Origin of the sequence: Klebsiella sp. ME-303, from assembly GCF_007910085.1 — a bacterium.
Taxonomy (GTDB): domain Bacteria; phylum Pseudomonadota; class Gammaproteobacteria; order Enterobacterales; family Enterobacteriaceae; genus Klebsiella; species Klebsiella michiganensis.
The window spans coordinates 1-26,328 of sequence record NZ_VOJB01000088.1 but is presented as its reverse complement, the minus strand read 5'-3'; the positions used below and the strand labels follow the sequence as shown (position 1 = coordinate 26,328).

General features: G+C 55.8%; 25 protein-coding genes, 3 tRNA genes and 1 pseudogene. 18 read left to right on the top strand and 11 right to left on the bottom strand.

Annotated elements, in window-relative coordinates; translation table 11 throughout:
* Nucleotides 1-451 precede the first annotated feature (451 nt).
* On the top strand, nucleotides 452-1,018 hold the full coding sequence (locus FQK12_RS19125; protein WP_014227606.1) for a transcriptional regulator: 567 nt from the start codon (nucleotides 452-454) through the stop codon (nucleotides 1,016-1,018).
* A 161-nt stretch (nucleotides 1,019-1,179) separates the two neighbouring features.
* On the opposite strand, the gene epmB is transcribed toward FQK12_RS19125, so the two are convergent.
* Nucleotides 1,180-2,208: an EF-P beta-lysylation protein EpmB gene (gene epmB, locus FQK12_RS19120; RefSeq protein WP_014227607.1), complete on the bottom strand. Its 1,029-nt coding sequence runs from the start codon at nucleotides 2,206-2,208 to the stop codon at nucleotides 1,180-1,182.
* A 42-nt stretch (nucleotides 2,209-2,250) separates the two neighbouring features.
* On the opposite strand from epmB, the gene efp reads away from it, so the two are divergent.
* The 4 genes from efp (at nucleotide 2,251) to sugE (ending at nucleotide 3,785) form a co-directional block, all read left to right on the top strand.
* Nucleotides 2,251-2,817, top strand: coding sequence for an elongation factor P (efp, locus tag FQK12_RS19115; protein ID WP_004097931.1), 567 nt, complete (start codon nucleotides 2,251-2,253; stop codon nucleotides 2,815-2,817).
* Between the two features lie 69 nt (nucleotides 2,818-2,886).
* Nucleotides 2,887-3,018: an entericidin A/B family lipoprotein gene (locus tag FQK12_RS19110; protein WP_014227608.1), complete on the top strand. Its 132-nt coding sequence runs from the start codon at nucleotides 2,887-2,889 to the stop codon at nucleotides 3,016-3,018.
* A gap of 162 nt (nucleotides 3,019-3,180) precedes the next feature.
* Nucleotides 3,181-3,327 (top strand): lipoprotein toxin entericidin B, encoded by a 147-nt coding sequence (ecnB, locus tag FQK12_RS19105; protein ID WP_004097935.1) that lies wholly within the window; start codon nucleotides 3,181-3,183, stop codon nucleotides 3,325-3,327.
* A 140-nt stretch (nucleotides 3,328-3,467) separates the two neighbouring features.
* Nucleotides 3,468-3,785 (top strand): quaternary ammonium compound efflux SMR transporter SugE, encoded by a 318-nt coding sequence (gene sugE, locus FQK12_RS19100; protein ID WP_014227609.1) that lies wholly within the window; start codon nucleotides 3,468-3,470, stop codon nucleotides 3,783-3,785.
* Here the strand turns inward: sugE and FQK12_RS19095 are convergent.
* The 5 genes from FQK12_RS19095 to frdA all read right to left on the bottom strand — a co-directional run bounded on the left by FQK12_RS19095 (nucleotide 3,782) and on the right by frdA (nucleotide 7,746).
* Entirely contained in the window at nucleotides 3,782-4,312 is a 531-nt protein-coding gene (locus FQK12_RS19095) for a lipocalin family protein (protein WP_014227610.1), read from the bottom strand. The two genes, sugE and FQK12_RS19095, sit on opposite strands and share 4 nt — an antisense overlap.
* A gap of 140 nt (nucleotides 4,313-4,452) precedes the next feature.
* Nucleotides 4,453-4,812, bottom strand: coding sequence for a fumarate reductase subunit FrdD (gene frdD, locus FQK12_RS19090; RefSeq protein WP_004097938.1), 360 nt, complete (start codon nucleotides 4,810-4,812; stop codon nucleotides 4,453-4,455).
* 10 nt (nucleotides 4,813-4,822) lie between these two features.
* Nucleotides 4,823-5,218 (bottom strand): fumarate reductase subunit FrdC, encoded by a 396-nt coding sequence (frdC, locus tag FQK12_RS19085; protein ID WP_004097939.1) that lies wholly within the window; start codon nucleotides 5,216-5,218, stop codon nucleotides 4,823-4,825.
* A gap of 10 nt (nucleotides 5,219-5,228) precedes the next feature.
* Nucleotides 5,229-5,963 (bottom strand): succinate dehydrogenase/fumarate reductase iron-sulfur subunit, encoded by a 735-nt coding sequence (locus tag FQK12_RS19080; protein ID WP_004109180.1) that lies wholly within the window; start codon nucleotides 5,961-5,963, stop codon nucleotides 5,229-5,231.
* A complete protein-coding gene (gene frdA, locus FQK12_RS19075; RefSeq protein ID WP_014227611.1) occupies nucleotides 5,956-7,746 on the bottom strand; it encodes a fumarate reductase (quinol) flavoprotein subunit in 1,791 nt (596 codons plus the stop codon). Before frdA ends, FQK12_RS19080 begins: the two co-directional genes overlap by 8 nt.
* 275 nt (nucleotides 7,747-8,021) lie before the next feature.
* Here frdA and epmA point away from each other — a divergent pair, with 275 nt between their 5' ends.
* A complete protein-coding gene (gene epmA, locus FQK12_RS19070; RefSeq protein WP_014227612.1) occupies nucleotides 8,022-8,999 on the top strand; it encodes an elongation factor P--(R)-beta-lysine ligase in 978 nt (325 codons plus the stop codon).
* A gap of 151 nt (nucleotides 9,000-9,150) precedes the next feature.
* Nucleotides 9,151-10,653, top strand: coding sequence for a glutamate/gamma-aminobutyrate family transporter YjeM (gene yjeM / locus FQK12_RS19065; RefSeq protein WP_032695146.1), 1,503 nt, complete (start codon nucleotides 9,151-9,153; stop codon nucleotides 10,651-10,653).
* A 36-nt stretch (nucleotides 10,654-10,689) separates the two neighbouring features.
* Here the strand turns inward: yjeM and mscM are convergent, their stop codons facing one another.
* The 3 genes from mscM to rsgA all read right to left on the bottom strand — a co-directional run bounded on the left by mscM (nucleotide 10,690) and on the right by rsgA (nucleotide 16,156).
* Complete coding sequence (gene mscM / locus FQK12_RS19060; RefSeq protein ID WP_014227614.1) at nucleotides 10,690-14,016, bottom strand: miniconductance mechanosensitive channel MscM; 3,327 nt, start codon at nucleotides 14,014-14,016, stop codon at nucleotides 10,690-10,692.
* Between the two features lie 21 nt (nucleotides 14,017-14,037).
* Nucleotides 14,038-15,000, bottom strand: coding sequence for an archaetidylserine decarboxylase (gene asd / locus FQK12_RS19055; protein WP_014227615.1), 963 nt, complete (start codon nucleotides 14,998-15,000; stop codon nucleotides 14,038-14,040).
* A 94-nt stretch (nucleotides 15,001-15,094) separates the two neighbouring features.
* On the bottom strand, nucleotides 15,095-16,156 hold the full coding sequence (gene rsgA, locus FQK12_RS19050; protein WP_004097952.1) for a small ribosomal subunit biogenesis GTPase RsgA: 1,062 nt from the start codon (nucleotides 16,154-16,156) through the stop codon (nucleotides 15,095-15,097).
* 94 nt (nucleotides 16,157-16,250) lie between these two features.
* On the opposite strand from rsgA, the gene orn reads away from it, so the two are divergent.
* On the top strand, nucleotides 16,251-16,796 hold the full coding sequence (gene orn / locus FQK12_RS19045; RefSeq protein ID WP_004097954.1) for an oligoribonuclease: 546 nt from the start codon (nucleotides 16,251-16,253) through the stop codon (nucleotides 16,794-16,796).
* Between the two features lie 40 nt (nucleotides 16,797-16,836).
* On the opposite strand, the gene FQK12_RS19040 is transcribed toward orn, so the two are convergent.
* Complete coding sequence (locus FQK12_RS19040) at nucleotides 16,837-17,568, bottom strand: arginine ABC transporter substrate-binding protein (protein ID WP_014227616.1); 732 nt, start codon at nucleotides 17,566-17,568, stop codon at nucleotides 16,837-16,839.
* Nucleotides 17,569-17,854: 286 nt separating this feature from the next.
* Here FQK12_RS19040 and FQK12_RS19035 point away from each other — a divergent pair.
* The 3 genes from FQK12_RS19035 (at nucleotide 17,855) to FQK12_RS19025 (ending at nucleotide 18,130) form a co-directional block, all read left to right on the top strand.
* A tRNA-Gly gene (locus FQK12_RS19035) sits at nucleotides 17,855-17,930 on the top strand.
* A 24-nt stretch (nucleotides 17,931-17,954) separates the two neighbouring features.
* Nucleotides 17,955-18,030 (top strand) — tRNA-Gly (locus FQK12_RS19030).
* Nucleotides 18,031-18,054: 24 nt separating this feature from the next.
* A tRNA-Gly gene (locus FQK12_RS19025) sits at nucleotides 18,055-18,130 on the top strand.
* 269 nt (nucleotides 18,131-18,399) lie between these two features.
* Here the strand turns inward: FQK12_RS19025 and queG are convergent.
* A complete protein-coding gene (gene queG / locus FQK12_RS19020) occupies nucleotides 18,400-19,539 on the bottom strand; it encodes a tRNA epoxyqueuosine(34) reductase QueG (RefSeq protein WP_014227617.1) in 1,140 nt (379 codons plus the stop codon).
* A 13-nt stretch (nucleotides 19,540-19,552) separates the two neighbouring features.
* Between queG and nnr the strand changes: the two genes are divergently transcribed.
* The 7 genes and pseudogenes from nnr to FQK12_RS18985 all read left to right on the top strand — a co-directional run.
* Nucleotides 19,553-21,064 carry a bifunctional ADP-dependent NAD(P)H-hydrate dehydratase/NAD(P)H-hydrate epimerase gene (nnr, locus tag FQK12_RS19015; protein WP_162097185.1) on the top strand — a complete coding sequence of 504 codons (1,512 nt, stop codon included), beginning with the start codon at nucleotides 19,553-19,555 and terminating at the stop codon, nucleotides 21,062-21,064.
* Nucleotides 21,057-21,518 (top strand): tRNA (adenosine(37)-N6)-threonylcarbamoyltransferase complex ATPase subunit type 1 TsaE, encoded by a 462-nt coding sequence (tsaE, locus tag FQK12_RS19010; RefSeq protein WP_014227619.1) that lies wholly within the window; start codon nucleotides 21,057-21,059, stop codon nucleotides 21,516-21,518. The genes nnr and tsaE overlap by 8 nt, the downstream gene beginning before the upstream one ends.
* A gap of 16 nt (nucleotides 21,519-21,534) precedes the next feature.
* Nucleotides 21,535-22,866, top strand: coding sequence for an N-acetylmuramoyl-L-alanine amidase AmiB (gene amiB / locus FQK12_RS19005; RefSeq protein ID WP_014227620.1), 1,332 nt, complete (start codon nucleotides 21,535-21,537; stop codon nucleotides 22,864-22,866).
* A 10-nt stretch (nucleotides 22,867-22,876) separates the two neighbouring features.
* The gene (mutL, locus tag FQK12_RS19000) at nucleotides 22,877-24,766 is read left to right on the top strand and encodes a DNA mismatch repair endonuclease MutL (protein WP_014227621.1); all 1,890 of its coding nucleotides are present in this window, start codon (nucleotides 22,877-22,879) and stop codon (nucleotides 24,764-24,766) included.
* Nucleotides 24,759-25,709, top strand: a complete 951-nt coding sequence (gene miaA / locus FQK12_RS18995) for a tRNA (adenosine(37)-N6)-dimethylallyltransferase MiaA (protein ID WP_014227622.1) — start codon at nucleotides 24,759-24,761, stop codon at nucleotides 25,707-25,709. Before mutL ends, miaA begins: the two co-directional genes overlap by 8 nt.
* A 92-nt stretch (nucleotides 25,710-25,801) precedes the next feature.
* Nucleotides 25,802-26,110 (top strand): RNA chaperone Hfq, encoded by a 309-nt coding sequence (gene hfq, locus FQK12_RS18990; RefSeq protein WP_004097968.1) that lies wholly within the window; start codon nucleotides 25,802-25,804, stop codon nucleotides 26,108-26,110.
* 75 nt (nucleotides 26,111-26,185) lie between these two features.
* Nucleotides 26,186-26,328: pseudogene (locus FQK12_RS18985) on the top strand (GTPase HflX); the annotation flags it as partial.

Sequence of the window (26,328 nt, the reverse complement as noted above, 5' to 3'; positions counted from 1 at the left end):
CAGAGCGTGGATATTAATTAGTATGATATATAATAACTAACATTCCGCTATGTATTCCTGAACACTATCGTTATTTTCCTCCTGCCGACGCTATTATACAAATCTGATATACATAGCGCATATTGTGCCGGAGCGGTACCAAATCTAAGTGCAGGATAGATAAAATGCATGTGAATTCTGTTTGAATTTAAAGGTTAGTTGTTGAAGCTTGCAAATTCACAAGCAGATTTCGTAGATAATAATGAGCGTAGCTGGAACGTATAGTTGTAAATCAGCCTTCCCTTTGGTTCAAATATCATGATAATATTATCCCCGCTCTGGGAGGAGCGGGGATTTATCCTTGGAATTATCTAATCTGGCAGGCTAAAAGGGATGTTCTGTGTTTGCTAAAGGTGAAATTGAATTTAATTCATCTTTGTTTCATATGGAATGGTGAGAGAGGATTGGGATTATGATATTCAATGAATATATCATTAATAATGAAGTTATTTTTAATGTAAATATGAATGAGCTGCAGCCTGTAGGAGACAATGGGGATAGTGTGACCCTCAACGCACCAACGGCACGCTGCCTGCAGCTTTTACTCGAAAGCAACGGGAAGATTATATCCAGAGAAGAATTTCTGGATATAGTATGGAAAAATAGAGGAATTGTCGTTTCTCAGAATACGTTTTATCAAAACATTTCCTTGCTAAGAAAGTCGTTAGTGAAAGCAGGATTGTCGCAAGATATTATTGTTACAGTAAGGCAGCGGGGATTTGTTCTCGCCGCAGGATCAAATATCGCGTCATTCTTCCGTACGGACGAAAAAGAGCCAGAAAACCCTGAAAATGTGCAGATCACCGCGAGCACATCTTCGCCTCCGGTTGAGAACAATGTGATTCACCATTTAGCCATTCAGGACGATGCGCAAAAAAGTTTCAGTGACAATAACGCAACCGAGTTCAAATTACCTAAGTGGATTTTACCTCTGCTATTGGTGATGACCGCAGCAAACATTCTTTCTCTTTTCTTGTAACTTTAATGAGTGGGTTTACAGCTTGCTTTTATATTTGCTTTTACTTTCTTCCGGAAAGGATAACGACTGGTTTTACGAAAATGATTAAGCCGCAGTATTTATATCCCAGTGAGTAATAGTAAATAAGCAGTCTGCCTGGCTTCGCCCGGCAGACGGATTGACTATTGCTGCTTTAACCCCAGGTCGAGGGGCGTCTTGCTGGGTTCCCCGCCGATTTCCCGCGCTAGTTTGGGTACTAAATAGCCGGACACCAGCGTCAACAATTCGCGCACGATCGCTCTGGCTTCTTCGTCACTGACCATAAAATGCGCCGCACCCTGCACTTTGTCTAACACGTGCAGATAATAAGGCATGACGCCGGCGTCGAATAGCGCGTTGCTCAGGTCGGCAAGTGTGTTGGCGTTATCATTTACGCCGCGCAGCAGCACGCTTTGATTCAATAAGGTCACGCCAGCCATACGCAGTTTTTTCATGGAGGCACGAAACGCCGCATCAATCTCGTTGGCGTGGTTAACGTGGTTCACCAGCAGTACCCGTAACGATGATGCAGCAATACGGGCAACCAGCGTATCAGTAATACGCGCAGGAATCACAATGGGCAGCCGGCTGTGAATACGCAGGCGCTTGATGTGCGGAATAGATTCCAGCTGCGTCAATAGCCAGTCGAGTTCATGATCCTTGGCCATAAGCGGATCGCCACCGGAAAAAATGATCTCATCCAGCTGGGGATGTGCCGAAATATACTCCAGGGCCTGCTGCCAGTTACGCTTATTGCCCTGGTTTTCAGCATAGGGGAAGTGACGACGGAAGCAATAACGACAATTTACCGCGCAGCCGCCTTTCACCAGCAGTAGCGCACGGTTGCTGTATTTATGCAGCAGACCGGGCACAACGCTATGCTGCTCTTCCAGCGGATCGGTAGAGAATCCCGGGGCATTAATAAACTCTTCCTGGGAGGTAAGTACCTGACGAAGAAGAGGATCGTTGGGATTACCTGGCTCCATACGGGCAATAAACGCCCGCGGAACACGCAGTGCGAACAGGCGTTTAGCATCACGCCCTGCCAATAGATTCGCATCAGCGTCTACATTTAAAAGATGCAGCAGTTCATCAGGACTGGTCACAACATCGGCAAGTTGCGTTAACCAATCTTCTCTGGATGGGGTATTTAGGGTTACAATATGCGCCATTTTGTGGCTTAGCTACCAATTAACAAAATTTCAGAGGGCCTTATGGCGACTTACTATAGCAACGATTTTCGTGCCGGTCTTAAAATCATGATGGACGGCGAACCTTATGCCGTTGAAGCCAGTGAATTCGTTAAACCCGGCAAAGGCCAGGCTTTCGCGCGCGTTAAGCTGCGCCGCCTGTTGACCGGTACTCGCGTTGAGAAAACCTTCAAGTCTACCGATTCTGCTGAAGGTGCGGACGTTGTCGATATGAACCTGACTTACCTGTATAACGACGGTGAGTTCTGGCACTTTATGAACAACTCTACTTTCGAACAGCTGGCCGCTGACGCTAAAGCCGTTGGCGATAACGCTAAATGGCTGCTGGATCAGGCTGAATGCATCGTGACCCTGTGGAACGGTCAGCCAATTTCCGTCACCCCGCCAAACTTTGTTGAGCTGGAAATCGTTGAAACCGATCCAGGCCTGAAAGGCGATACCGCGGGTACCGGCGGCAAGCCTGCAACGCTGTCCACTGGCGCAGTGGTTAAAGTTCCTCTGTTCGTACAGATTGGCGAAGTCATCAAAGTCGATACTCGCTCTGGCGAATACGTCTCCCGCGTGAAGTAATTCAGGCGGCGAAAGAGTTGGCGCAGCGCGATGCTGCGCCGCTACAGGTTGAAACCGCAGGCAAGGAAAATGAATCCCACACTGAAACTTTTGCTACTGTTATTGCTGAACGGTTCGCTGCTGACTGGATGCAATACGGCTCGCGGCATGGGCGAGGATATCCAGAGCCTGGGTCATGCTATTTCTCACGCGGTCAGCTAATCTTATTTCATCAGGCAATTCTTATTCATATACTCACGCTCTATCTGATTCCCTTTCTTCACTTCTTTTTCTCTTAAAAATCGTCTCGCTTCCCTCATCCTGGACCAGTTTGTCTATGCTTATAGAGCACGATAACTAAAACTGGTTAATAAGGATGACATTATGGTAAAAAAAGCGATTGCAGCGTTCTTTACGGTTTTGGCACTTTCCTCTGTACTGACCGCATGTAACACCACGCGCGGTGTAGGTCAGGATATTTCAGAAGGCGGCAGCGCGATTTCGGGCGCCGCGACCAAAGCTCAGCAATAGACCATGGCGGTACGGCCGTTGGTCGTACCGTTCTTCCTCACCGTTGCCACGTCGTGTATAATTCCTGTGGAATATCATCTACCTTACGGGACGGCCTGTAAGCGTTTCACATCTGGGGACGGCCCCATCAAAGGAGCCATATGTCCTGGTTTATTCTGTTTATCGCGGGTCTGCTGGAAGTCGTCTGGGCTGTCGGCCTGAAATATACCCATGGGTTTAGCCGCCTGGTGCCAAGCGTGATAACGATTGCCGCCATGGTCATCAGCATGGCGCTGTTGTCGTGGGCGATGAAAACGCTACCCGTGGGGACGGCTTACGCCGTCTGGACCGGAATTGGCGCGGTCGGCGCAGCCGTGACGGGGATTATCCTGCTAGGCGAATCCGCCAGCCCGATGCGCATTGCCAGCCTGGCGTGTATTGTGATTGGTATCATTGGCCTGAAAATGAGCGCGCATTAATACTGCTGATTGACCCACAGCAGTTTACTAACGTCGAATCCCTGCCGGGTAGCGATATCCAGCATCTGCTGCTTCACTTCTGGCGGGATTTTCGGCGCGCGCGCCAGTAGCCAGAGATAATCCCGATCAGGTCCGCAAACCAGCGCGTAGCGATAATCCTTGTCCAGCGCAATCACGTTATAGCCGCCATAGAAGGGGCCGAAAAATGACACTTTCAGCGCGGCTCGCGTGGGCTCCCCGGTAAAGTAAGCTACGCCGTCGGTTTTCTGCCACATCCCCCGGTCGGGGTTGTATCCCTTATTGACCACGTCCAGCCCACCATCGTCGCGCAGGCTATAGGTTGCGGTAACTTTTTCTAAACCGCTCTCAAAAGGGTGATCGAAGCGGGCAATCTCATACCAGGTGCCAAGATAGCGTTGAGGGTTGAACGGACTGACCACGGTTACGCCAGGAGGTGGCGTCGGCGCGCTGCAGGCTACAAGCAGAAATGAAGCGGCAACAACCGCAATAACGGGTAGCAGACGCATAATGTTTTCCTTGCCAGTTTTAAGCTAAGTGTAGATTCAGGCAGGAAAAATGCGGCAGAATTTTCTTGAGAAGCGAGCCCGGTAACATAATGCTACCGGGCTTATCGCCGAGGAGGTAAAAGCGGCCTCCGGCGAGCGCTTTAGATGAACAATATGCCGACCAGAGTGACGACGGTCAGAATCGCCGCAAGGCCGTAGAAGACCCACTTACCGTTGGGTACGTGAATTTTCAAATCATGCATCGCATGGTGAATACGGTGAAGTCCACACCATAGCGGCAGCACAATCATCAGGAAAATGAATGCGCGGCCAATAAAGCTATGGGCGAAAGCCAGCACGCGTTCGTAGCTGAAGGCGTCCGCGGGCGCCAGTCCGAGCGGCAGCATAATACCCACCAGCAGCACGATGACGGGGGCGACAATCGCTCCCCACATGCCGCCAGCGCCAAACAGCCCCCAGAATACCGGTTCATCAGAACGTTTTGGTTTGGGATTAATCATTCCAGCCTCCTTACCAGAACAGCGCGACAAACAGGATCACCACGGTGACGACCGCAGTGACGACCCAAAGCCCCTTAATAACCGGCTCTGGCCCCATTTTCTCGCCTTTAAGGATAATATTGGCAGCTTTCGGTGCCAGCTCAAACCAGGTTTTGGTATGCAGCAGCGCGGCTGCAAGCGTGATCAGGTTCAGGATCACGACAATCGGATTTTGCAGAAAACCGATATACCCGGCCCAGCTCTCCGCGCCGTGCTTCAGTGCGAACAATCCGTAAATCAGCACGATGCTGAACCAGACCGTGGGTACCGCTGTTCCCTCACGCAGCATATAGAAGCGATAAAACGGCAGCTTTTTCCACCAGGTGGACGGCATCGGCCGCACGTAGGGTTTGCGTTTAGTCGTCATACTGCACTCCTTAGCGTGGTTTCAGGGTGGCGATAAGAAAGTCTTTCGAGCTTTCTACCTTGCCCTGCTGGATCGCGGCCGCCGGGTCGACGTGTTTCGGGCAGACTTCGGAGCAGTAGCCCACGAAAGTACATGTCCAGACGCCATTCTGGCCGTTAAGCTGCGCCATACGTTCCTTTTTACCGTGGTCGCGGCTGTCTTCGTTATAGCGATGGGCGAGGGTGATCGCCGCCGGGCCGATAAACTCCGGATTAAGACCAAACTGCGGGCAGGCCGCGTAGCACAGGCCGCAGTTGATGCAGCCGGAGAACTGATGGTATTTCGCCATCTGCGCCGGCGTTTGCTTGTTTGGTCCTTGATCGGGCGTGCGCGGGTTGCCAATAATGTACGGCTTAATCGCTTCCAGGCTTTCAATAAAGTGGGTCATATCGACCACCAGATCGCGCTCAATCGGGAAGTTAGCCAGCGCCTCGACTTTAATGCCTTTGGTGTATTCGCGCAGGAAGGTTTTACAGGCCAGCTTTGGCACCTTGTTCACCATCATGCCGCAGGAACCGCAAATCGCCATACGGCAGGACCAGCGGTAGCTGAGGTCCGGCGCGAGATTGTCTTTGATATAGCCCAGCGCATCAAGCAGCGAGGTTTGCTCATCATAGGGAACTTCATAGAAAGCGCTGTGCGGTGCGATGTCCACTTCCGGGTTGTAGCGCACCACTTCGACTTTCATGTTTTTCATCTCAGCCATTCGTCGTCTCCTTCTTCTCGGCTGCTTCCGCTTCCGCACCGTACACGCGTTTTGCCGGCGGCAGAGTGGTGATTTTCACATCACTGTACTCCAGCCTGGTGTGACCATCGGCATCGCGGAAGGCGAGGGTATGCTTGAGGAAGTTGACGTCGTCGCGCTCGGTGCAGCCTTCATCCAGGCGCTGATGCGCGCCGCGGGACTCTTTACGCGCGAGGGCGGAATGCGCCATACATTCGGCGACGTTCAGGCCATGGCCCAGCTCGATGGTGTACAGCAGGTCGGTATTGAACACGCTGGACGTGTCGGTGATCCGCACGCGCTTGAAGCGCTCCTGCAGCTCGGCGAGCTTATCGACCGTTTTCTGCATGAGCTCCGGCGTACGGTAGATGCCGCAGCCTTCTTCCATCGACAGACCCATGTCGTCGCGAATCTTCGCCCAGTTCTCGTTACCTTCCTGATTAACCAGGTCTTTCAGGCGCTTCTCGATATCGACGACCTGCGCGTCCAGCGCGGCGCTATTGGCTTCGCCCGCTTCGGTTGCGCGCTGCATGGCCTGCTCACCGGCCAGACGACCAAAGACCACCAGCTCCGCCAGGGAGTTGGAGCCAAGGCGGTTGGCGCCGTGCAGACCCACAGAAGAACATTCGCCAACGGCAAACAGCCCTTTGATACGGGTTTCACACTGCTGGTCGGTTTCAATCCCGCCCATGGTGTAGTGTGCGGTTGGACGCACCGGAATCGGCTCTTTTACCGGATCGACGCCAACGTAGGCTTTCGAGAGTTCACAGATAAACGGCAGACGTTCAAGCAGCTTTTTCTCACCCAAATGGCGCAGATCGAGATAGACCACATCGCCTCGCGGCGTAGGGATCGTGTTGCCCTTGCGCCATTCGTGCCAGAAAGCCTGGGAGACTTTATCGCGCGGACCCAGCTCCATATATTTATTTTTCGGTTCGCCCAGCGGTGTTTCCGGACCCATGCCGTAATCCTGCAGGTAGCGGTAGCCGTTCTTGTTGACCAGAATACCGCCTTCGCCGCGGCAGCCTTCCGTCATCAGAATACCGGAGCCCGGCAGGCCGGTGGGGTGGTACTGCACGAACTCCATATCGCGCAGCGGTACGCCGTGGCTGAGCGCCATACCCATCCCGTCGCCGGTGACGATACCGCCGTTGGTATTGTAGCGATACACGCGTCCAGCGCCGCCGGTAGCCAGAACTACCGCGTTGGCGCGGATCTGCACCAGCGTACCTTCCATCATATTCATCGCGACCAGACCGCGAGCCTGCCCATCATCGACCAGAATATCCAGAACAAAATGTTCGTCGAAGCGTTGGATTTGCGGGAATTGAAGCGAGGTCTGGAACAGGGTGTGCAGCATATGAAAGCCGGTTTTATCGGCAGCGAACCAGGTTCGTTCGATCTTCATGCCGCCGAATCGCCGGACGTTGACGCTGCCGTCCGGGCGGCGGCTCCACGGGCATCCCCACTGTTCGAGCTGGGTCATTTCCGTCGGGCAGTGATGAACGAAGTAGTCAACGACGTCCTGCTCACATAGCCAGTCGCCGCCGGCAACGGTGTCGTGAAAATGGTACTCGAAGCTATCATGATCCTGCGCGACGGCAGCGGAACCCCCTTCAGCAGCAACGGTATGGCTGCGCATAGGATAGACTTTTGAAATTAGAGCGATTTTTGCATTTGGATTAGCTTGCGCGGCGGCTATTGCGGCGCGAAGACCTGCTCCGCCTGCGCCTATTACGGCAAGATCGGCTTGAAAAGTTTGCACGACATTCCTCCAGTTTTTGTTTATTTCGCCGCCGGGCTGGCGAAAACGTATCACTGCTCCTTTATAGGTAAGGAGTATAGCCGTAGGGTTATGAGGGAAAATTGACGTGTTCGATTTTTTTATCGTTCTGTGCGGTCCTTTATCTCATTGCTTTATGTTTTTGGGTTATCAATAAATTAAGTGTATGTAACGCGTTTACGTATTCGCACAAAATTTGTTTCATCCGCCAGTTACGAGTAGACTTCGTGCCCTTGTTTCAAATCGGAGAACGTACCATGAGCGAAACGGCAACCTGGCAGCCGAGCGCATCCATTCCAAATCTATTAAAACGTGCAGCGGTGATGGCGGAAATTCGCCGTTTCTTTACCGACCGCGGCGTGCTGGAGGTGGAGACGCCCTGCATGAGTCAGGCGACGGTGACGGATATTCATATGGTCCCGTTTGAGACGCGTTTCGTCGGTCCTGGTCATTCTCAGGGACTGAATCTGTACCTGATGACCAGCCCGGAGTATCATATGAAGCGCCTGCTGGCGGCCGGCTGCGGCCCGGTCTTTCAGCTGTGTCGTAGCTTCCGCAATGAAGAGATGGGGCGCCACCATAACCCGGAATTCACCATGCTGGAGTGGTATCGTCCGTGCTATGACATGTACCGGCTGATCAATGAAGTGGACGATCTGCTCCAGCAGGTCCTCGACTGCCAGCCAGCCGAAAGCCTCTCCTATCAGCAAGCCTTCCAGCGTCATCTGGAAATCGATCCGCTGTCGGCGGATAAAACGCAGCTGCGCGAAGCGGCGGCGAAGCTGGATCTGAGCAATATTGCCGATACGGAAGAGGACCGGGATACGCTGCTTCAGCTACTTTTTACCATGGGCGTCGAGCCGCACATCGGTAAAGATCGTCCGACGTTTATTTATCACTTCCCGGCAAGTCAGGCGTCGCTGGCGCAAATCAGCACCGAAGATCACCGCGTGGCGGAACGTTTTGAGGTCTATTACAAAGGCATTGAGCTGGCGAACGGTTTTCATGAGCTGACCGACGCGCGCGAACAGCGGCAGCGTTTTGAGCAGGATAACCGCAAGCGTGCGGCTCGCGGCCTTCCGCAGCAGCCAATCGATCATAATCTGCTGGCCGCTCTCGAAGCCGGGCTGCCGGATTGTTCCGGCGTGGCGCTGGGCGTTGACCGCGTCGTGATGCTGGCCCTGGGGGCAGAAAGCATCGGTGAGGTTCTCTCTTTCACCGTCGACCGCGCCTGATCCTCTCTTAGCTTCCCTTTCGATGATGGAAGGGAAGCTCGCCTTTTAGCCCTAATACCCACAATAACCATTTGGTTTTTTGCTACTATCCGCGCTCATTTTTTTGGGCTATCCGGCATCCTCTGCCGCGATACCGCGTTTGGATAGATTTATGCACCAGCAAATAAAGAAGATGAGCCTGATTGGGCTGATATTAATGATCTTCACCTCGGTATTTGGTTTTGCAAACAGCCCCTCTGCGTTCTACCTGATGGGCTACAGCGCGATGCCGTTTTATCTCTTCTCCGCTCTGTTTTTCTTTATCCCGTTTGCGCTAATGATGGCGGAGATGGGGGCGGCCTATCGTAAGGAGGAGGGCGGGATCTATTCATGGATGAATCATAGCGTCGGCCCGCGCTTTGCGTTTATGGGGGCCTTTATGTGGTTTTCATCCTATGTGGTCTGGATGGTCAGCACGGCGGCTAAAATTTGGGTGCCGTTTTCCACATTCTTATTCGGCGCGGATAAAACGCAATCCTGGGCGCTGGCCGGACTGACTTCCACGCAAACGGTCGGTATTCTTGCCGCGTGCTGGATGCTGCTGGTGACCTTTGTCGCGGTAAAAGGCATGCACAAAATCGCCAAAATTACCGCCGTCGGGGGGATCGCGGTCATGGGCCTTAATCTGGTCCTGCTGCTGGTGAGCCTGGTGATTTTACTGCTCAACGGCGGCCATTTTGCCCAACCATTGGATTTCACGGCCTCGCCTAATCCAGGCTATCAGTCCGGTCTGGCGATGCTATCGTTCGTGGTTTTTGCCATCTTTGCCTACGGCGGAATCGAAGCGGTTGGCGGTCTGGTGGATAAAACCGAGCAGCCGGAAAAGAATTTTGCCAAAGGCATTGTTATCGCGGCGGTCGTCATTTCTGTTGGCTATTCGCTGGCGATTGTTCTGTGGGGCGTGAGCGCCAACTGGCAGCAGGTATTGAGCAACCCTTCCACGAACCTCGGTAATATCACCTACGTGCTGATGACCCGCCTTGGCGCCACCCTGGCTAATGCGATGCATCTGCCGCCCGCCGTCGCCGCCCTGAGCGGATTATGGTTTGCCAGAATCACCGGACTCGCCATGTTCCTCGCTTATACCGGCGCTTTCTTTACCCTGAGCTACTCGCCGTTAAAGGCGATTATTCAGGGCACGCCAAAAGCGCTCTGGCCTTCAGCAATGACGCGAATTAACGCGAACGGTATGCCGGCGAACGCCATGTGGTGGCAGTGCCTGCTGGTGAGCGTGTTTATTCTGCTGGTTTCCTTTGGGGGCGATACCGCGTCGGCGTTTTATAACAAACTGACGCTGATGGCGAATGTCTCTATGACGCTGCCGTATCTGTTTTTAACGCTGGCATTTCCTTTTTTTAAGGCGAAGCAGGATCTCGATCGCCCCTTTGTGATTTTTAAACACCGCGGCTCGACGCTGCTGGCGACCGCCGTTGTGGTACTGGTGGTGGCATTTGCCAATATCTTTACCGTGATTGAGCCGGTGATGGAAGCAGGTGACTGGAGCAGCGCGCTGTGGATGGTCGGCGGACCGGCTTTCTTTTCGCTGCTGGCGCTGGGGATCTATGAGAATTACCGCCGGCGTACGGCGGTGCAGCTGATGGTTCAGGAGAGCTAAAACGCTGGCCTTGCCTGCGTTCAGGCAAGGCCGTTCTTACAGGCTGCCGGGCGCGCGGCTGGTTTTCCCTGCCGAGGTCAGCGCCCTGCTGCTTTTTCTGCCATCGATGCTCTCCAGGCGCATCTGGAACGGCGGGAACGGCATATCGATACCGTGCTCGCGGAATCCGGCCAGAATCAGCTGGTGCATCTCGTGGCGCAGCGGCATCCGGTGCCCCATTTCGGCGGCGTAGATACGCAGCTCGAAAATCTGGATCCCCTGCTGCAGATCAACAAGAAACGCTTCCGGCGCCGGGGTATCGATAACCAACGAACAGCGGTGCGCGGCATTTAACAGGATCTGCGCCACCTCTTCGGTATCGGCATCTACCGGAGCAGGCACCGTTAGCACCACGCGGGTCACCGAATCCGACAGCGACCAGTTGATGAACTGTTCGGTGATGAACGCCTTGTTCGGTACGATAATCTCTTTACGGTCCCAGTCGCTGATGGTGGTGGCGCGGGTATTAATACGCGTCACGCTGCCGGTGAGATCGCGAATGGTGACCGTATCGCCAATGCGGATCGGTTTCTCAAACAAGATAATCAGGCCCGAGATAAAGTTGGCGAAGATCTCCTGCAGGCCAAAACCGAGACCCACACCGAGCGCGGCAATAAGCCACTGCAGCTTGGACCACTCAATGCCAATCATCGAGAAGCCGACCAGACCGCCGATCAGCATCAGCAGATACTTAGTGATGGTGGTGATGGCGTAGCCGGTGCCCGGCGTCAGTTCCAGATGCTGGAGGATAGCCAGCTCCAGCAGCGCGGGCAGGTTGCGCACCAGCTGGGTAGTAATAATCAGCACCAGGATGGCTATCAGCACCGCGCCGAGGGTAATCGGCTCCAGGCTCTCAACGCCCTGTACCGTGGAGGTGACGTCCCACAGCGAGATATTCTCCAGGAAGCCAAACGCGGAGTGGATTTCTGACCACAGCACGATAACCGACACCAGCGCGATCAGCATCAGCAGGGAGCGCACCAGACGCAACGACTGGGTACTGATGGCATCAAGATCGACCTCGCTGACCTCTGCTTCCATCGAACCTTCCGGGCTGCTGGTATGCTGGACTTCCTCTTCGCCGCGGGCGCGCTGGGCGAGGATCTCCGCCCGACGGTGCTTCGCGCGATCGAACGCCAGGCGGCGCCGCTGGATCAGCATCCAGCGGCGTATGATGTGATAAACCACCAGCAGCAGGAACCAGATGGCGACCGAGGTTTCAAGCCTGGCGAGCAGCGCCTGCGACGTGGCGAGATAGCCGATCGCCGCCGCCAGCATCGCTATCAGCGGCGCGCCGAGCAGCATATTCCACAGCAGCCGGTTCAGCATATTGTCGCCGCTGCCTTCTTTGTCGAGATACAGCGGAATGCCGGCGCGTTTCAGGCTCAGGGTTACCATCGCCAGCGCGCCGCAAATCAGCATAAAGCAGAGGCGGCCCAGCGAGGCGGAGAACTCGCGATCGTTGAGGTTATCGAAAGTAATCAGCGCCATAATCAGCGGCACGATCAGCCCGATGCTCATCAGGTAGTAGCGCATCGCTTTGCTGACGCGGCTGCGCGGCCAGCCAAAGTGGGCGATAAACAGGCCGTTAGGGCGGGCGAACGTGGCGCAAATCATCACGACCCACAGCAGCGGTACCGTGGCGGTGACGCTATCGCCAATCGCTACGGCCAGCGGGAAAGGCCAGGCGGCCTGCAGCCCGTAGCCCAGCGTCATCCACAGCACCGGCAGCGGCGAGGCCACCAGTATGGACCAGAACACCGTGCGCAGGGTGAGCCAGAAGTGATCCTGCGTAACCTTACCGACGCGCGCGCTGGAGCGCTCAAGGAAGCTGGTGAAATGGCGGCGTGAGCTAATACTGAACCCCACCAGAATGAGCGCGATGAAGAGCGGCAGCAGGGTCTCTTTGCTGGTCAGCATCATCATGCTGGCCTTACCGAGCTGGCTCATGGTATCGAGCGAGATCAGGCGGCGGAGATCCTGAACGATCTCCAGCGGCCATGAGAAGCCGATTGGGCTGACGTCCGAGGTCCAGAACAGATAGCGATGGGTCGCTTCGTTGATCTCTTTAAGCGCATCCTCTAGCTGACCGTTAGCGACCTTCAGCTTGGTCAGTTCGAGCATAAGCGTATCGCCGCCGCGCAGCAGGGAGTTGAGCAGCTCGGTCTGCGTGCGCATCTGGGCCTGCAGAATACGGTTCTGTTCCGCGGTGAGCGGTTCACCGCTGGCCTGACGAATTTGTCTTAGCTGCGGCTGTTTGCCGAGCTGATCCTCATAGCGCAGGCGCTGCACGCGCAGCTGCGCCATTTCGGTATCCAGCTGCTGCGGCCGCGGGATTTCCGGCAGCCGCGCCACCTGCGCGCGCAGGGCTTCACCAAGCAGATTGGAAGAGCCCAGCCACTGGGACTGCTCGCGCAGGGTGTTTAACGCCTGACGCACCTGGAGGGTCTGATTTGTCGCCTGGCGCTGCTGCGAGGCGATCAAATCCATCCGCTGCGCCTGCTGGTTGAGCGCCTGCGACAGCTCGCGGTTAACTTTAAACTGCGCCACGATATCCGGCGGCAGGTTTTCGCTGTTTTCCGCCAGCAGTTCGGTGCTTTCCAGCGCTTTTTCCGCCTCACGCTGCCGTTGGTTATTGAGCTGATTTCGCAGCGCCTGTAGCCAGGCGTCGAGCTGCTCGCTCTCTTTCTGCGCCAGCTCAGATCGCAACCGTGAGAGCTCCTGGCGGTTATTGGCGGAAAGCTGCGCCAGATCCAGCTCATCGACCAGCGCTTTCAGCCGCGCGGACTCCGCCTGCAGACCAAGATTTTGCGCCTGTGCCAGCGGGGTATTGCTGCTTTGCGCGCCGACCCGGCGTTCAACCTCATTCAGCTGGCGGCGGGCATCGCTCTGCTGCTGCGGCAGCTGGTTGAGGGAGTCGGCGATGTCGCGGGCGCGATCCTGCTCCTGCTGAGCTTTACGACTGGCTTCCAGCAGCTGGCTGCTGACCTGGAGAATCTCCTGGTTCAGGGCATCGGAGGAGAGGGTAGTGGAGACCTGGCGCGGCTCATCGCTGAGATTGTTGAGCTGCGCGCGCAGGTTTTGCGACAGTTTGGGGAAGTTATCGATAACGTCCTGGTACTGACGGGCGCGCTCAAGGGAGGCATTACGCTCCTCAAGGGCGTTCAGGGCAGATTGCAGGACTTCAACGGTTTCAGGCTGGGCGGGCTTTGCCGCCTTCGCCTGTTCCAGTTCCTGGGCTATCTGTTTAGCATCCGGGGCTGTCGCTGCGTACGCCCCAAAACTGAGGCACCAGGCCAACAGGAAAGTGTATATCAGGCGCACGGCGTAACCTTTTTTCAGGAATTAACCTTCGTCTTGTTTATCGTCAACCAGCGGGCTGGCTGCGTGTTCAGCGCGGACTTCTTCTTCCGCCAGCGGCGCGGGCTCTACCGGCGCCGCGGCTTCAGGCGCGATCGCCAGCGGCTGGCCTATTTTGGTCACCGACAGGCTTTGTAACTGCTCAACCAGCTTCACCTGGCCCGGAGCAAACAGGTTAATCACCGTGGAGCCCAGCTTAAAGCGGCCCATCTCCTGGCCTTTCAGCAGGGCGACGGAGCCTTCGCTATCGCCAGCAGGCCAGGTCCAGCGCTTAATGATGCCTTCGCGCGGCGGCGTGACGGTACCGGACCACACGGTTTCGATGCTGCCGACGATGGTGGCGCCGACGAGGATTTGCACCATAGGGCCAAACTCAGTGTCGAACAGGCAGATGACGCGCTCGTTGCGGGCAAAAAGATTCGGCACGTTTTGCGCGGTCAGATGGTTTACGGAAAACAGATCCCCCGGCACGTAGATCATTTCGCGCAGAATACCGTTGCACGGCATATGCACGCGGTGGTAATCGCGCGGCGAAAGATAGGTGGTGACGAAGCTACCGTTACGGAACAGGTCAGCCATCTGGTAGTTACCGGCCAGCAGCGCTTCCAGGCTGTAGTTATGGCCTTTAGCCTGCAAAATTTTGTCGTCTTCAATGGCGCCCAGTTGGCTGATGACGCCGTCGGCGGGCATCACCAGCACGCTCGGGTCGGTGTTTAGCGGACGGACGTCGTCGCGCAGCGGGCGAACGAAGAAGTCGTTAAAGGTACGGTAGCTGGCGGTGTCAGGCTTTTGCGCCTCTTTCATATCGACCTTGTAATATTTCACGAACAGATCGATGACCAGTTTTGTCAGCCAGCCTGCTCGTTTGCGTGCACCCCAGCCTGCGAGGCGGGTGAGCCACAGTTTAGGCAGAATGTATTGCAGTGAAAGTTTAAGATCGTTTAACAAGGTAGCCTCCAGGCCATTATTTGTCGTTCCTGGCCCCGCGGAGCAGCGGAGCCTGAAAAAAGGGGGACGATTCTAACGATGCTCAGCTTAAATGTCAGTCATCGGTTGATGAAAAGCTTTTACGCGTTTTTACCTGTACCTGCGCCATGCTTTCCAGAATGCGATGGTAGTTTTCAAACCGGCTTTCGGCGATTTCGCCTTTCTCCACCGCTTCGCGAATGGCGCAGCCCGGGTCATTGTCGTGTTTGCAGTCGCGGTATTTGCAGCGGCCTAAATAATCATGGAATTCGACAAAGCCGTGGGTGATTTGTTCCGCGTCGAGATGCCACAGGCCGAACTCGCGTACGCCCGGCGAGTCAATCACATCGCCGCCGTGCGGGAAGTGGTACAGGCGCGCGGCCGTGGTGGTGTGCTGCCCCAGTCCGGAGACATCCGAAACGTCATTGGTGAGGATTTGGTCATCATGCAGGCCCAGCAGCGCGTTCAGCAGGCTGGATTTGCCTACCCCTGACTGCCCGGCAAAGATACTGATACGATCGGTGAGCGCCTCTTCAAGCGGCTTCAGGCCATCCTGCGTGCGGCTGGAGACCATCAGTACGCGGTAACCAATATGGCGATAAATGTCCATTTGCTCGTTGACGAAGTCCATGCTCGCCTGATCCAGCAGGTCGATCTTATTGAGCACGATCAGCGGCTCAACGTTCAGCGTTTCGCAGGCCACGAGGTAGCGGTCGATAATATTCGGAGAAAGCTCAGGCAAGATCGCGGAAACAATGACAATCTGATTGATATTGGCGGCGATGGGTTTGACGCCGTCGTAGAAATCCGGACGCGTCAGTACGGAGGTCCGTTCATGGACGGCCTCGACGATGCCCTTGACGTTGACGCCGTCAGCTTCGCTTTTGCCAGGCCGCCAGACCACGCGATCGCCGGTGACCAGCGAACGGATAGTGCGGCGTATGTTGCAACGGTGGACGCTACCGTCGGCGGATTCGACATCGGCATGCATGCCAAAGCGGCTAATGACGGTCCCTTCGGATTTCTCACCGAACAGGTTGTCATCAAAATCGGCCTTCTCCGAAGTCGTTTTCAGGCGGCGCTGGTGGTTGGCCTTCACGCGGCGCTGTTGGCCTTTGGAGAGTTTATTTTTACTCAATCGAACTGGCTCCTGGTCGCCCTGTACGGGCAAAACCTCTATGATACACGCTATTTTAGATGAATATAGTGACGTAAGAAGGGTGGAAAATAACATGAGTGCAGATGAAAACAACCTGATTTGGATCGATCTTGAAATGACGGGGCTGGATCCGGAGCGCGATCGCATCATCGAAATCGCCACCCTGGTGACCGACGCGAATCTGAACATTCTGGCGGAAGGGCCGACCATTGCGGTGCACCAGTCAGACGCGCAGCTGGCGTTGATGGACGAGTGGAACGTGCGTACCCATACCGGCAGCGGGCTGGTGGAGCGGGTGAAGGCGAGTACCCAGGGCGATCGTGAAGCCGAACTGGCGACTATCGAATTCCTCAAAAAGTGGGTACCGGCAGGTAAGTCGCCGATCTGCGGCAATAGCATCGGCCAGGATCGCCGCTTCTTGTTTAAATATATGCCTGAGCTGGAAGCGTATTTCCACTACCGCTATCTGGACGTCAGCACGCTCAAAGAGCTGGCTCGTCGCTGGAAGCCGGAAATTCTCGACGGTTTTAAGAAACAAGGAACCCATCAGGCGATGGACGATATTCGCGAATCGGTCGCGGAACTGGCCTACTATCGCGAACACTTTATTAAGCTTTAACGCCCGTGCCGGGGCCAACACGCCCCGGTCATACCCCCGACTATTTAAACCACTTCTGTTCCATGGCCTGGAACTCCGGCGAGGCTTTTACGACATCCAGAGCGGCATTGATGTTATTCAGCAGCTCAGGATCGTCTTTACGTACCGCAATGGCGTACTGCTTACCGTAGTAGCCGGGATCCGTGGCGCGTTCGTCCATCATGGCGTAGTCGGGGTTATCCTGGAGCCATTTCGTTAACGTCTCCTGATCGCCCATCACGCCGCTAATCACGCCTTCTTTCAGCGCGCTCAGGGCGCTTTCGTCGCTGTCGTAAGGCACCGCATGCACGGCTTTTTGTTTCTCCCGCAGATAGTGCTGATGAAGGGTGCCTTTCACGACGCCGATTTTTTTATCCTTCAGATCGGCAAAGGTGTGGGCGGCGTCTTTCGCGGTGACAACTACGCCGGACAGCGCCTGACGATAGGGATGGCTGAACGCAACCTGCTTTTCTCGCATCGGAATCACTTCGATACCGGCAATCAAGGCGTCGAATTTCTTAAAGCGCAGCGCCGGGATGAGGGTATCGAACCCCTGGGGTGTGAATTTGCATTCGACCTGCATCTGCCTGCACAGCGCGTTGGCCAGGTCGATATCAAAACCCGTGGGCTGATTTTTACCATTGACGGTTTCATACGGCGGATTGGCCGTCGTTGTCCCAAAATGTAGCGTTGTTGCCGATGCTGTTCCTGTGGCAAGCGTGGCCAGCAGCAGGACGGTAAGCGCTTTTTTCATTTTATTTCCCTGGTTGTCATCGTTGTTGACCGTCAGCGGGCGATATCCGCCTATAAACTTGAGCGATTTTGCGCCTTTAGCGGGCCGGGAAAAAGTGATTTTGCCGCATTTGCTGGTTATTTAGACAATTCAGGCCGGTGTGTGGTGATAAAGTGGTCACTTAAACCAAAAACGAAAAAAATTGCGCTCAGGGGGGTTGCAGGTAAATCGAATTCTCGTATAATGCGCCTCCCGTGACGAAGCAGAAATGCAAATCACGACGCCATAGAAATATGGCCAGAAGTATGCGGGAATAGCTCAGTTGGTAGAGCACGACCTTGCCAAGGTCGGGGTCGCGAGTTCGAGTCTCGTTTCCCGCTCCAAAATTTGAAAGTTACCACACCCAAGCGGGAATAGCTCAGTTGGTAGAGCACGACCTTGCCAAGGTCGGGGTCGCGAGTTCGAGTCTCGTTTCCCGCTCCAAAATTTGAAAGTTACCATACCCAAGCGGGAATAGCTCAGTTGGTAGAGCACGACCTTGCCAAGGTCGGGGTCGCGAGTTCGAGTCTCGTTTCCCGCTCCAAATTTCTTCTCATACCCAGTTTATCCACAGCGCAAGCACGCGCCGGTGATGATTTTCGCCCGGTCCTGAAAATACTGTGAACAGAGTTATCCACAGGTTAACCTTTCGTCCTCTCTCAGAAAATTACTTCACTATGTAAATAGTATTCTTATATCTAATTGAAAAATAAGAGTTAAATTTCATTTCAAAGTGTTAATCCGATCACTTGACGAACGTCTGCCCCTTGAAACGCAATGTGTTTTTATTTTTATTCACACCCTGTGAATGAATCAGGCGTCGCGCGGTAGCCCTTTTTCAACCACCCTGACCAGACGCAGCTTTTTGGGTAACTGCACCTCAACCACATTGGCATTTCTCTTTTCAATTTGCTGCGCCATCGCCCACTCGATATGTTCGTCGAGAAGCGGGTGCTCACCCCTGCGGCTTTCCAGCGCCTTCAGGTTCGCTTCATCCCAGGGCGCGTTGCCCAACGCGACGGCGATATTACGCAGCCAGCGCAGATGACCAATACGGCGAATGGCCGAACCTTCCGTCACTTTTAAAAACCAGGGTTCGCTCCAGGCGAACAGCTCAATAAGCGCCGGGGCGTGTAGCGCCTTGCGCGGACTGAAATCCTCTTCATCGGTGAGCTGCGCGAAGCGGTTCCACGGGCAAATCAACTGGCAGTCATCGCAGCCGTATATGCGGTTGCCGATCAGCGGACGAAACTCTTCCGGAATAGCGCCTTCCAGTTCGATAGTCAGATAGGAAATACAGCGCCGGGCATCGACGGTATAGGGCTCGACGATGGCGCCGGTTGGGCAGATGGTCATACAGGCAACGCAGCGGCCGCACTCTTCCTTGACGGGCTGGTCAATGGGAAGAGGGAGATCGATAAGCAGTTCACCGAGGAAAAAGAACGAGCCGGCATCGCGACTAAGGATGAGCGAGTGCTTACCTGTCCATCCCAGCCCCGCTTTTTCGGCTAAAGGGCGTTCAAGAATCGGCGCGGAATCGACAAAAGGTCTAAAATTGAGCGAAGCACACTGTCCCTGAATCATCTCACCTAATTTTTTCAGGCGATGACGTAATAGCTTGTGATAGTCCCGTCCGAGGGCGTAACGGCTAACGTAACCCACCGCGGGGTCTTTCAGGGTGCGGGCGAAAGCGGCATTAGCGGGCAGGTAGTTCATTCTCACGCTAATTACGCGCAGGGTACCGGGCTGGAGCTCATGGGGGCGCGCGCGCATCATGCCATGACGCGCCATCCACGCCATTTCGCCGTGGTATTGTTTATCCAGCCAGGCCTGCAGTTTAGGTTCGCTGGCGCTGAGATCGGTATCGGTAATACCGACCTGCTGGAACCCCAACTCTGTGCCCCATTGTTTGATTTGCTGCGCTAACTGATTGAGATCGAGGGGCTGTGACATGATGGACCATACGATGACGAAAAACACCGGGAGTATACCACATATCATCTGGTCGGCGGAGGCGCTACGACGAGCGGAAAAAGAGGCGGCGGATACCCTTGGGCTGACGTTGTATGAACTGATGCGTCGTGCGGGCGAAGCGGCTTTTGAGCTTGCGCGCGTCCAGTATCCTGAAAGCCGGCACTGGCTGATTCTCTGCGGCCACGGTAATAACGGCGGCGACGGCTACGTGGTGGCTCGCCTGGCACAGTCGCGAGGCATTCAGGTCACGCTGCTGGCGCTGGAGAGCGAGAAGCCGCTGCCGGAAGAGGCCAGCCTCGCGCGTGAGGAGTGGCTCAACGCCGGCGGCACGATTCATGCCGCCAGCATCCCCTGGCCGGAAGATATCACGCTGATTATTGACGGCCTGCTCGGTACCGGGTTACAGAGCGCGCCCCGGGAAAACGTTGCGGCGCTGATCGCGCGGGCAAACGCCCATCCGGCTGCGGTTGTGGCGCTGGATATCCCCTCCGGCCTGAATGCGCAAACGGGGACGACGCCGGGCGCGGTTATCCATGCCGCTCATACCATCACCTTTATCGCGCTTAAGCCGGGGCTGCTGACCGGCAAAGCCCGCGATGTCGTTGGCCGTTTGCATCACCACGCCCTGGGGCTTGAGGGTTGGCTGGCAGGCCAAACGACGGCGCTCAGTCGCTTCGATGCCTCGCAGCTCCCCGGCTGGCTGCCGCCGCGGCGTCCAACCTCGCACAAAGGCGACCACGGTAAGCTGGTGATTATTGGCGGCGAACCGGGGACGGCGGGCGCCATACGAATGAGCGGTGAAGCGGCGCTGCGCGCGGGCGCCGGGCTGGTGCGAGTACTGACTCACCGGGACAACATTGCCCCCATTCTGACCGCCAGGCCGGAGCTGATGGTCCATGAGCTGACGTCCCGCTCTCTCGAAGAGAGTCTGCACTGGGCGGATGTCATTGCGATTGGGCCGGGTCTGGGGCAGGGCGAGTGGGGTAAAAATGCGCTACGCCAGGCGGAGAATTTTCGCAAACCAATGGTCTGGGATGCGGATGCGCTGAACCTGCTGGCAATCAATCCCGATAAACGTCACAATCGCGTGCTGACGCCGCATCCCGGCGAAGCCGCCCGCCTGCTGAACGTGAGTGTGGCAGAAATTGAAAGCGATCGCTTACATTCTGCACAACGTCTGGTAAAACGTTATGGTGGCATCGTGGTGCTGAAAGGTGCAGGTACGATCGTGGCGAGCGAAACGGGCGAAATGGCTATTATCGACGCCGGTAACGCTGGGATGGCCAGCGGCGGGATGGGCGATGTGCTGACCGGTATTGTCGCTGCGTTGTTAGGCCAGCGCCTGACGCCGTATGATGCTGCCTGCGCCGGATGCGTTGCTCATGGCGAAGCCGCCGATCGGCTGGCGGCGAGACACGGCACCCGCGGAATGCTGGCGACCGATCTTTTTTTCACGCTCAGGCGTGTTGTTAACCCGGATGTGATTGACGTAGACCATGATTAACCGAGTGATTCCTTTACCCGATGAGCAGGCGACTTTAAGCCTTGGCAACCGCGTCGCGCAGGCATGCGCTGGCGCGACGGTCATCTATTTGTATGGCGATTTAGGGGCGGGTAAGACCACCTTTAGCCGCGGTTTCCTTCAGGCTCTCGGTCACCGTGGCAACGTTAAAAGCCCAACCTACACCCTCGTCGAGCCTTACAGTCTCGATAATTTGATGGTCTATCACTTCGATCTTTATCGCCTGGCGGATCCTGAGGAACTCGAGTTTATGGGGATCCGCGATTATTTTACTGACGATGCTATCTGCCTGGTGGAATGGCCGCAGCAGGGCACGGGAGTACTGCCGGACCCGGATGTTGAAATTCACCTTGAGTATCAGGCACAAGGGCGTGAGGCGCGCGTAACCGCGGTCTCCTCATTGGGTGAGTCTTTATTGGCGCGTTTGGCTAATTAGCCTGAAGGACGACGGGATGATGTATCGCTTAACCAGTTGGCTGGCCGCCGCACTGATGCTGTTCAGCATTCAGGCCACTGCGGCAAGTTTATCCGATATCCAGGTCTCAAATGGCGATCGGCAGGCCCGCATTACCATTAGCTTTATCGGCGAACCTGAATATTCGTTTACCCCCCAGGGCAAACGCATCGTGGCGCTGGATATTAAACAGACTGGCGTACTCCAGGGGCTACCGCTGCAGTTTAGCGGCAATAATCTGGTAAAAAGCATTCGTTCCGGGACGCCGCAGGATACGCAGTCGTTGCGCCTGCTGGTGGATCTCACCGCCGACGGCAAAACCCGCGCGGTGAAACAGCAGAACGGCTCTAACTACACCGTGGTGTTTACGATTAACGCCGACGCGCCGCCTCCGCCTCCACCCCAGCCGGTGGTGGTTAGACAGGCGGAAAGGCCCGTGGCGCAGCCCGTGCGTCCGAGCGAACCCGCGCGCAACCCGTTTAAAGCCGATAACGACCGGCTCACCGCGGTGACCAGCACCAGTAGCGTAACGCGTCCTGCGGCGCGTACCGTTTCCGGCGACGATAAAGTGATTATCGCCATTGACGCCGGCCACGGCGGCCAGGATCCGGGAGCCATTGGTCCGAACGGCACGAAAGAGAAGAATGTGACCATAGCGATTGCGCGCAAGCTCCGCGCGCTGCTGAATGCCGATCCGCAGTTCAGGCCCGTGCTGACGCGCGACGGCGATTATTTCATTTCCGTCATGGGGCGTTCTGACGTCGCACGTAAGCAAAACGCCAATTTCCTTGTCTCGATTCACGCCGACGCTGCGCCGAATCGCGATGCTACCGGGGCCTCGGTTTGGGTGCTTTCCAACCGCCGCGCGAACAGCGAAATGGCCGGCTGGCTCGAGCAGCATGAGAAACAGTCAGAACTGCTGGGCGGCGCGGGCGATGTACTGGCCAACAGCCAGTCGGACCCTTACCTGAGCCAGGCGGTGCTGGATTTACAGTTCGGCCATTCCCAGCGCGTCGGGTATGATGTGGCGACCAATGTGCTGAGCCAGCTGCAGCGGATCGGCGATTTACATAAGCGTCGTCCTGAGCATGCCAGCCTCGGCGTACTGCGTTCGCCGGATATCCCGTCGATCCTGGTGGAAACGGGTTTTATCAGTAATACCGGCGAAGAGCGGCTGCTGGGCAGCGATGCTTATCAGCAGCAGGTCGCAGAGGCGATTTATAACGGCCTGCGTAACTACTTTATGCAGCACCCTCTGCAATCCGCGCCGCGCGGGGCAGCCGCGCAGACTGCCAGCGCAGGTTCGTCAGACGGGACGTTGTTAAATTAAGGAGACGGCCATGCCGATTCAGGTTCTACCGCCGCAGCTCGCCAACCAGATTGCCGCAGGTGAAGTGGTGGAACGTCCGGCGTCGGTGGTCAAAGAGCTGGTGGAAAATAGCCTCGATGCCGGGGCGACGCGTATCGACATTGATATTGAGCGCGGCGGGGCGAAGTTAATCCGCATTCGCGATAACGGCTGCGGCATCAAAAAAGACGAACTGGCGCTGGCGCTGGCTCGTCACGCCACCAGTAAAATTGCTTCGCTGGATGACCTTGAGGCGATCATTAGCCTCGGCTTTCGCGGCGAAGCTCTGGCCAGTATCAGCTCAGTGGCTCGCCTGACGTTGACCTCGCGTACCGAGGAGCAGCAGGAGGCCTGGCAGGCCTATGCCGAAGGGCGCGATCAGGCGGTCACCGTGAAGCCGGCGGCGCACCCGGTGGGAACAACGCTGGAAGTGCTGGATCTGTTTTATAACACCCCCGCCCGGCGCAAATTTATGCGCACCGAGAAAACCGAGTTTGGCCATATCGACGAGATCGTGCGGCGCATCGCGCTGGCGCGCTTCGACGTGACCATCAACCTCAGCCACAACGGCAAGGCCGTGCGCCAGTACCGGGCGGTATCGCAGGACGGTCAGCGTGAGCGGCGTCTGGGCGCGATCTGCGGTTTGCCATTTCTCGAACACGCGCTGGCGATTGAGTGGCAGCACGGCGACCTGACCCTCAGCGGCTGGGTGGCCGATCCGCTACATACCAATCCGACGCTGGCGGAGATTCAGTATTGCTACGTCAATGGGCGGATGATGCGCGATCGCCTGATTAATCACGCGATTCGCCAGGCCTGTGAAGACAAACTGGGCGCCGACCAGCAGCCTGCCTTTGTGCTATATCTGAAGATAGATCCGCATCAGGTGGATGTGAACGTCCATCCGGCCAAACATGAAGTGCGTTTTCATCAGTCGCGCCTGGTGCATGACTTTATCTATCAGGGCGTGCTGAGCGTCCTGCAGCAGCAGCTGGAGGTGCCGTTGGCGGAAGAGGGCGATGAGCCCGCGCCGCGACAGGTGCCGGAAAACCGCATTGCGGCGGGCGGCAATCATTTTGCCCAGCCGGCGGTCGCGCGTGAAAGCGCCGCTCCCCGTTACCGGGATGAGCCCGCCGCGCCGCGTTTTAATACCGGAGGTTCGCGAGAGTCCGCCGCCTCGGGTTCATCTGGCGGAGCCGCCTGGCCGCACGCGCAGCCAGGCTACCAAAAACAGCAGGGTGCGCTTTATCGCCAACTGCTGGACACGCCGGCCACGGAGCGCAAACCCCTGGCTCCCGCACCGGCAGCGGAAGGCCTGTCGGGTCATAGCCAAAGCTTTGGCCGCGTACTGACGATTATCGATAGCGACTGCGCGCTGCTGGAGCGCGGCGGTAAGTTAGCGCTGCTGGCTCTGCCGGTTGCTGAGCGCTGGCTGCGCCAGGCGCAGCTAACGCCGGGCGCAGAGGTGGTTTGCGCCCAACCGCTGCTTATTCCGCTGCGGATAAAAGTGTCCGACGAGGAAAAAGACGCGCTCAAGCAGGCGCAGTCGGCGCTGGCTGAGGTCGGTATTGAACTCCAGTCCGATGCGCACCACGTGACGGTCCGCGCAGTGCCTTTACCCTTAAGACAACAAAATTTACAAATCTTGATTCCTGAACTGATAGGCTACCTGGCGCAGCAAAAAACCGTCGACGTCAGCAACATTGCTCAGTGGATAGCGCGTAATCTGGCGAGCGAACATGCGCAGTGGAACATGGCGCAGGCGATTGCCGTCCTGGCGGATATCGAACGCTTATGTCCGCAGCTGGTTAAAGCGCCGCCGGGTGGTCTGTTACAACCTGTTGATTTACATTCGGCGATGAATGCCCTGAAAGATGAGTGATGTAACTGAGGCAAGCCTGCCTAAGGCAATATTTTTAATGGGCCCTACGGCCTCTGGTAAAACCGCATTGGCTATCGCCTTACGTAAAGTTTTGCCAGTAGAGTTGATTAGCGTTGATTCAGCCCTCATCTATCGAGGAATGGACATAGGCACGGCCAAGCCCGATGCCGCGGAGCTGAGCGCTGCGCCGCATCGTCTGCTGGATATTCTTGACCCGGCCGAGGCTTATTCCGCGGCGGATTTCCGCCGCGATGCGCTGGCAGAGATGGCCGATATCGTCGCTGCCGGGCGAATTCCGCTACTGGTTGGCGGAACGATGTTGTATTTCAAGGCGTTGTTGGAAGGATTGTCGCCTCTACCCTCGGCTGACCCTGAGGTCAGAGCCAAGATCGAGCAACAGGCCGCAGAGCAGGGATGGAACGCGTTACACCAGCAGCTACAGGAAATTGATCCGGTTGCCGCCGCGCGTATTCATCCAAATGATCCGCAAAGACTTTCCCGAGCACTGGAAGTTTTTTTCATTTCGGGTAAAACTTTAACGGAGCTGACGCAAACGTCAGGTGATGCTCTGCCGTATAAGGTGCACCAGTTCGCCATCGCCCCGGCGAGCCGTGAACTGCTCCATCAGCGCATAGAACAGCGTTTTCATCAGATGTTGGCTTCAGGTTTTGAAGCAGAAGTGCGGGCGCTTTTTGCCCGGGGAGATTTGCATACGGATATGCCTTCCATTCGTTGTGTCGGATATCGCCAGATGTGGTCTTACCTAAATGGCGAGATCCCGTATGATGAAATGGTTTATCGAGGTGTTTGCGCCACGAGACAGTTAGCTAAACGTCAGGTGACCTGGCTGCGCGGTTGGGAAGGTATCCACTGGTTAGACAGTGAACAACCTGAACAAGCGTTCAACAAAGTATTACAGGTTGTTGGTGCTAGCCTGGACTGAACGTGTACAATTGAACGGGTATCGTGCGTAATTTTTTTAAGAATCGTAAGGTTCTGAGTACAAAACAAGCATACATATAAGGAAAAGAGAGAATGGCTAAGGGGCAATCTTTACAAGATCCGTTCCTGAACGCTTTGCGTCGGGAACGTGTTCCGGTTTCTATTTATTTGGTGAATGGTATTAAGCTGCAAGGGCAAATTGAGTCTTTCGATCAGTTCGTGATCCTGTTGAAAAACACGGTCAGCCAGATGGTCTATAAGCACGCAATTTCTACTGTTGTCCCGTCTCGCCCGGTGTCACACCACAGCAACAATGCTGGCGGCGGTACAAACAACTATCACCACGGTGGTGGTGCGCAGGGTTCTTCTGCGCCGCAGCAAGACAGCGAAGACGCCGAATAAGGCAGATGCTGTTTTTCCACGTCGGGGAGCCAGGTTTTCTGCGTTCCCCGCTGGTATTTTATAAGGGGTTTACGCTTGTTTGACCGTTATGATGCCGGTGAGCAGGCGGTACTGGTACACATCTATTTTTCGCAAGACAAAGATATGGAAGATCTCCAGGAGTTTGAAACTCTGGCCTCTTCCGCCGGTGTCGAAGCAATGCAGGTGATTACCGGTAG